Annotated in this window: 5 protein-coding genes and 1 tRNA gene; 3 read left to right on the top strand and 3 right to left on the bottom strand. The window is 63.9% G+C overall.

Annotated elements, in window-relative coordinates:
* Positions 1 to 15: 15 nt before the first annotated feature.
* Complete coding sequence (locus HFL01S_RS25305; protein WP_157539111.1) at positions 16 to 168, bottom strand: hypothetical protein; 153 nt, start codon at positions 166 to 168, stop codon at positions 16 to 18.
* Between the two features lie 118 nt (positions 169 to 286).
* Here HFL01S_RS25305 and HFL01S_RS25310 point away from each other — a divergent pair.
* Positions 287 to 361: transfer RNA gene (locus tag HFL01S_RS25310), tRNA-Lys, on the top strand.
* Positions 362 to 444: 83 nt separating this feature from the next.
* Here HFL01S_RS25310 and HFL01S_RS24185 read toward each other — a convergent pair.
* Both HFL01S_RS24185 and HFL01S_RS24190 read right to left on the bottom strand, forming a co-directional pair.
* Positions 445 to 897 carry a response regulator gene (locus HFL01S_RS24185; RefSeq protein WP_066263865.1) on the bottom strand — a complete coding sequence of 151 codons (453 nt, stop codon included), beginning with the start codon at positions 895 to 897 and terminating at the stop codon, positions 445 to 447.
* Positions 894 to 3,641: a PAS domain S-box protein gene (locus HFL01S_RS24190; RefSeq protein WP_169802380.1), complete on the bottom strand. Its 2,748-nt coding sequence runs from the start codon at positions 3,639 to 3,641 to the stop codon at positions 894 to 896. The genes HFL01S_RS24185 and HFL01S_RS24190 overlap by 4 nt, the downstream gene beginning before the upstream one ends.
* A gap of 543 nt (positions 3,642 to 4,184) precedes the next feature.
* On the opposite strand from HFL01S_RS24190, the gene HFL01S_RS25315 reads away from it, so the two are divergent.
* Entirely contained in the window at positions 4,185 to 4,361 is a 177-nt protein-coding gene (locus HFL01S_RS25315) for a hypothetical protein (protein WP_157539113.1), read from the top strand.
* Between the two features lie 51 nt (positions 4,362 to 4,412).
* Positions 4,413 to 5,226, top strand: an 814-nt coding sequence (locus HFL01S_RS24195) for a methyl-accepting chemotaxis protein (RefSeq protein ID WP_157539115.1), incomplete at its 3' end; no start/stop codon positions are given.

A 5,226-nucleotide genomic window follows, 5' to 3' on the forward strand; every position in this document is an offset into this window, starting at 1 on the left:
GTCCACGGAATCGGGTCAACTCCACCCCTGCAACGTGCAGCGCCAATAGAAGGTCACAAGCCCGTTTGCCAGCTTGCGAGCCTGAAGGGTCCCCGAGGGGTGGACCTTCTCCAGGGTGATGAACTTGCCGGGCTCGATGTTGCTCAGTGATTTGGTGTTGGTAGCCATCCGATCCTTTCGTTACCAGTTGATTACCAGTCTAGGAACGGATGATATGGGACCTCATGAGACTTGCATAGACAGATATCTGTATCAAATCAACGAGTTAGAGAAAGTCGCTTGTCTCAGGAAGTCTAAGGAAGTATCAGATATCGGACTTTTAATCCGTTGGTCGGCAGTTCGAGCCTGCCACGTCCTACCAAAATCCCCTTGTGGGACAAGAAAAGCCTGCTACTTAAATGGTAGCGGGCTTTTTTGTTTGCTGTGGCAATTGCAGCGCCTTGGTCATCTTTCCATCAAACGATCCGGCGGCGGTTCATTGGTCGCGAGCCAGTAGACACCCAGCCGGGCCACGGTTTCGGCAAAGGCGGTGAAGTCCACCGGCTTCTGTACAAAACTGTTGCAGCCGTTCTCGTAGCTCTTCAAACGGTCCTTCTGTTCGTCGGACGAGGTGAGGATCACCACGGGGAGCATCTCGGTGCGAGGGTCCTTGCGCAGGCGTTCAAGCACCTCCAGGCCCGACAGTCGCGGCAAGCTGATGTCCAGCAGCACCACCGTGGGCAGATCGGGGCCATCGCGGTCGGCGAACTCACCGGTGCGGAACAGGTAGTCCAGTGCCTGCTGGCCGTCGCGAGCCACGTCGATGCGGTTGGCAAGATGGGCTTTTTTCAGTGCGCGAAGGGTGAGCATCTCGTCCTGCGGGTTGTCTTCGACAAGCAGGATGGTTTTGGTGTTCATGTCGTGGACTCCTGTTCTCGTTGATCCGGCTTGTTCGGCAACAGCACCGAAAACCTCGCACCCTGGCCGGGCACGCCCTGCGCCCGAATCTGACCTCCATGGCGCTGCACGATGCGCTGCACGGTGGCCAGGCCGATCCCGATGCCTGGAAATTCGTCCTGGCGGTGCAGGCGCTGAAAGGCCTTGAACAGGCGAGCGGAGTGGGCCATGTCGAATCCCGCTCCGTTGTCCGACACGCAGAAGCCGCTCAAGCCATCGACAGCGCAGGCCTGCACCCGGATCTCTGGCAGCACCGTTGCTCCCGTGTACTTCCATGCGTTGTCGAGCAGGTTGTCCAGCACGCTGGAGATCATGCGCTCGTCACCCTGCACCGTCAGGTCCTGCTCGACCTCGACCGACACGCGGCGCGCAGGCTCTGCCGCTGCCAACTCGGCAAGGTGTCGGCGGGCCAGCGCAGACACGTCGACACGGTCCATCCGCAAGTCGCCCCGCGTGCTGCGCGCGAGTGTCAGCAAACCTTCGACCAGATCGGTCATCTTTCGACCGGCCAGAACGATCTGCTCCAGATAGGTCTTGGCCTCGCTGGAAAGGGAGGCAGCGTGGTCTTCCTGCAGCGCGTTGGAAAAACCGCTCATCGCTCGCAGTGGCGCCCGCAGGTCGTGCGAAACCGCGTAGGCGAACGACTCCAGTTCCTGGTTGGCTGCGGTCAACTCGGCGGTGCGCTCGGCAACACGGACTTCGAGGGTGGCATTGAGTTCGCGCAGAGCGGCCTCTGCAGACTTGATCGCGTCGATATCGGTGTGTGTGCCCAGCATGCGCAGCGGGCGACCGTCGGCTGCGCGTGCCTGAATCCTGCCCAGCGAGAGGACCCACTTCCAGCCCCCATCGCGTGTTCGCTGGCGGAATTCGACCCGGTACTCTGACAGCCGGCCTGCCACGTAGTCATCAAAGACCCGAAGGGTCGTGGGCTGGTCGTCCGGGTGCATGCGCTCGCGCCAGGAGCTACCGCTTTCCTCGAAGGTGGCCGGGTCGTAGCCCAGCATGGTGGCGTACTCGGGGCTCACCTTCGCGATGCCCGTGGTCAGGTCCAGGTCGTACAGCCCCTGGCTGGCAGCGGCCAGGGCCAGACGCAGGCGCTCCTCGCTCTCGCGCAGCGCCAGCTCGGCCTCTCGGCTGGCGCGGACGTCGCGCACGATGGTGGACAGGAACAGCAGCTTTCCCTGTGCGTCCTTGTGACTGAGGATGAGCTGCGAAACCGGGATCTCCGCTCCGTCCGGCCCCAGCACCGCGGTCTCCCCCGACCAGCGGCCATCGCGGATGGCTGTCTGCAGTCCTTCGTTCAGAACGATGTCGCTGGCCCACCGCGGATGGACGTTCGCGATCATCGCGGGCAAGGGTGTCCCCGGACCGATGCCCAGCAGCGCGCGCCCCGCCCCGTTCAGGTAGGTGAGATGGCCTTCGGGATCGGCCATGCCGACGAGGTCGCTGGTGGCCTCCAGAATCGCAGCCAGTCGCTGGCGCTCCTGTTCGGCCAGCACGCGCGCGGTGATGTCTCGGTCGACTCCCTGAAACCCCTGCAGCTCGCCCTTGGCGTCCAGAACCGGTTGCGCGTTGGATTCCAGCACCCGGTAGTTTCCGTCCTGGTGGCGCCAGCGGATGACGATGTTGCGCCAGCCGATCCGGCGCGCACGCGACTTCTGATGGGTGGCTTCGAACAGGGCGAGGTCATCGGGATGGACCAGGGTCGCCGCATCGATCGCCAGAAACGCCTCGACCCGATAGCCCAGGATCGCTGTGACCCCCGGATTGCTGTAGGTGTGGCGGCCGCGCAGGTCGTGCTCCCAGATCCAGTCGGCGGAGTTCTCGGACAGGTTGCGGAACCGTTGTTCGCTGCCGCGCAGGGCCAGCGTTTGCCGCGCCACTTCGCTTCGCAGCAAGGCCAGGAAACCCAGCGCCAGTGCGAGCAAGCCCAGCACCAAGGCCAGGCCCCACCAGAAGGCCTGCGGCACTCGGGGGCCTGTGGTCTGCTGGCCCCACCGGGCCAGCATCTGGAAGTAGAACGAGTTGGCGTCGTTCTGCCAGACATCGAGCAGTGCGTCGATGTCGGCCAGCAGGTCGGCGTTGCGGCCCTTGTCGGTGGCGAAGTACAGCTTGCTGGGCAGAAACACCAGGCTGGATGCGGTCAGTCCGTAGCGACTGGCGGCCGCATCGCCCGAGTAGCGGTTCGCGGCCACCGCATCGGCGGAGCCGGTGGCCACCATGCTGAACGCTTGGTCAAACGACTTCACCGGTACCAGTTCGGCGCGCAGCCCGAAGCTGTTGAGCAGGCCCGCCAGGTGTTCCTGCTGAACCGAACCCTCCAGCACCACCACGCGCTTGCCTTCCAAATCGAGCACCGACTGCAGTGTGGCGCCTGGTCGCCGGTACACCTGCGACCAGCTGGGCAGGGCGGGAGTGCTGTGAAAGTCAAAACGCTGCGCGCGCGCATCGCTGTAGGCCACATCTGGCATCAGGTCGATCTGGCCTTCGTCCAGAAGCCGCAGACAGCGGTCCCAGTCGCACGGCACCGGTTCCAGCTTCCAGCCCTCCAGTCGGGCCATTTCGGTCAGCAGGTCGCCCAGAATGCCGCTGGGCTGTCCCTGCTGCCCGGCCTGCAACTTGGGCGGGTTCTCGTAGATGCCCACGCGAACCACCCGAGGTGCAGCCTGCGCCACGCCCGTGACCACCGCGGCCAGCAAGGACATGGCGATGACGCCGCGGCGCATTGCGTGCGCGCGACCTCCACCCGCAGACCAGGGCAGAAGCACGGGTCGGCCCCGTGAGAGCAGTGCCAGGTCAAACCCACCGGACTTCGACGTCAACATGCGCCCTCGAAGGTGTTGGGGTTGCATTCCACGCACAGCAGGTCATGCCTCGCACAGGTCTGCGCACCTCCACAGTGCGCAAGACCTGCCCCCCAGTTGTTGAACAACGTTTCACGATGTCAATCCGCAGCCGACGTTGTGACGTGGTTCGAATGCGGAACGAGCGATTCAGTATAGGGTGCTCCGGGCGGCGTCCTCATCGGCCGGTCGCAGACCTGTTGTGATGGGTCTGGCTGTGTTTTGCGGCGCTCATTCGGCCTTCAGTCTGCGCCTCAATGTCCGATAGTCCAAGGATTCATCGCTTTGTTTCCGGACGACTCCACCCCGTGGAGCCATGGTCAGCGTGGGACAGGAGGGGGCTGGTCCTCAGGCAGGTCTCCAGCTTCTGGTCGGGCAGACATTGAATCGAAACGGGGGCGCTACGTGGAACTGATCATCAAAGCCTTGCGCCAATGGCGAATCCGCACGCGCATGATTGCCCTGCTGGTGATCGCGCTGACCCTGGTTTGCGTGGTGGCCGCAGCCGGGGTGTTTTCCTTGCAGCAGCAAAATCAGCGCACCGACGAGTTCATCAACCGCTCGCTGCATCTGTCGCACTAGCTCAGCGAGATCAACCGGACGGTCGGAGACATCAACCGGGCTGAGAAGGACATGGTCATCTACTACGACGACCGCATCACGCTCAACCAGCACCGGGATCGCTGGACCGCTGCCGTAGCGGGTGTGCAGAAACAGCTGGGTGACCTGCTGGGCAACGCCAGCGAGAAGGAGATGCCCCTCCTCAAGGAGGCGGTGAGCAGGCTGGATGCCTACGAGAAGGCAACCAAACAGATCGTGCTGCAGGTGGAGGACGGTGCCTACGACAACGGCACTACCGCCGACAAGATGCTGGGTCAGGCCAAGGAGCAGATGCGCTCGATGGAGGCTTCGCTGCTCGCGCTGGCGAAGGTGTTGGATGAGGACGTGGCCGAGGCGCGCACGGCGCGGGAGCAGGGGGTCCAGCAGGCCATGATGATCAGCCTGGGCGTGCTGGTCGCCGTGGCGGCGCTGCTGGTGCCGTTCGTCTGGCTCAACATGCGCAGCATCTGCGCCCCTCTGGATCGGGCGCGCGAACTGGCCAGCGCGATCGCCCAAGGCGATCTGACCCGCCATGTGGACACCCAAGGGTGCGACGAAACAGCGGCCATGCTGGCCTCGTTGCAGTCCATGCAGGCGTCGCTGCAGGCTGCGGTGAAGCAGGTGCGCACAGCCAGCGACAGCATCGACACGGCCAGCGCGGAGATCGCCTCGGGCAACCAGGATCTTTCCAACCGTACAGAGCAGGCGGCCAGCAACCTGCAGCAGACAGCGGCCTCCATGGAGCAGCTGGCCAGCACGGTCAAGAACAGCGCCGACGCGGCGCGCCAGGCCAACCAGCTGGCCGCCAGTGCCTCGGAGATCGCCGTGCTAGGCGGTCAGGTGGTCG

Origin of the sequence: Hydrogenophaga flava NBRC 102514 (genome assembly GCF_001571145.1) — a bacterium.
In the GTDB taxonomy this organism is placed as follows: domain Bacteria; phylum Pseudomonadota; class Gammaproteobacteria; order Burkholderiales; family Burkholderiaceae_C; genus Hydrogenophaga; species Hydrogenophaga flava.

Bases quoted from the DNA above. Each gene is read 5' to 3' on its own strand.
- HFL01S_RS24190 (WP_169802380.1), bottom strand. From the start codon at position 3,641: ATGTCCTTGCTGGCCGCGGTGGTCACGGGCGTGGCGCAGGCTGCACCT.
- HFL01S_RS25305 (WP_157539111.1), bottom strand. From the start codon at position 168: ATGGCTACCAACACCAAATCACTGAGCAACATCGAGCCCGGCAAGTTC.
- HFL01S_RS24185 (WP_066263865.1), bottom strand. From the start codon at position 897: ATGAACACCAAAACCATCCTGCTTGTCGAAGACAACCCGCAGGACGAG.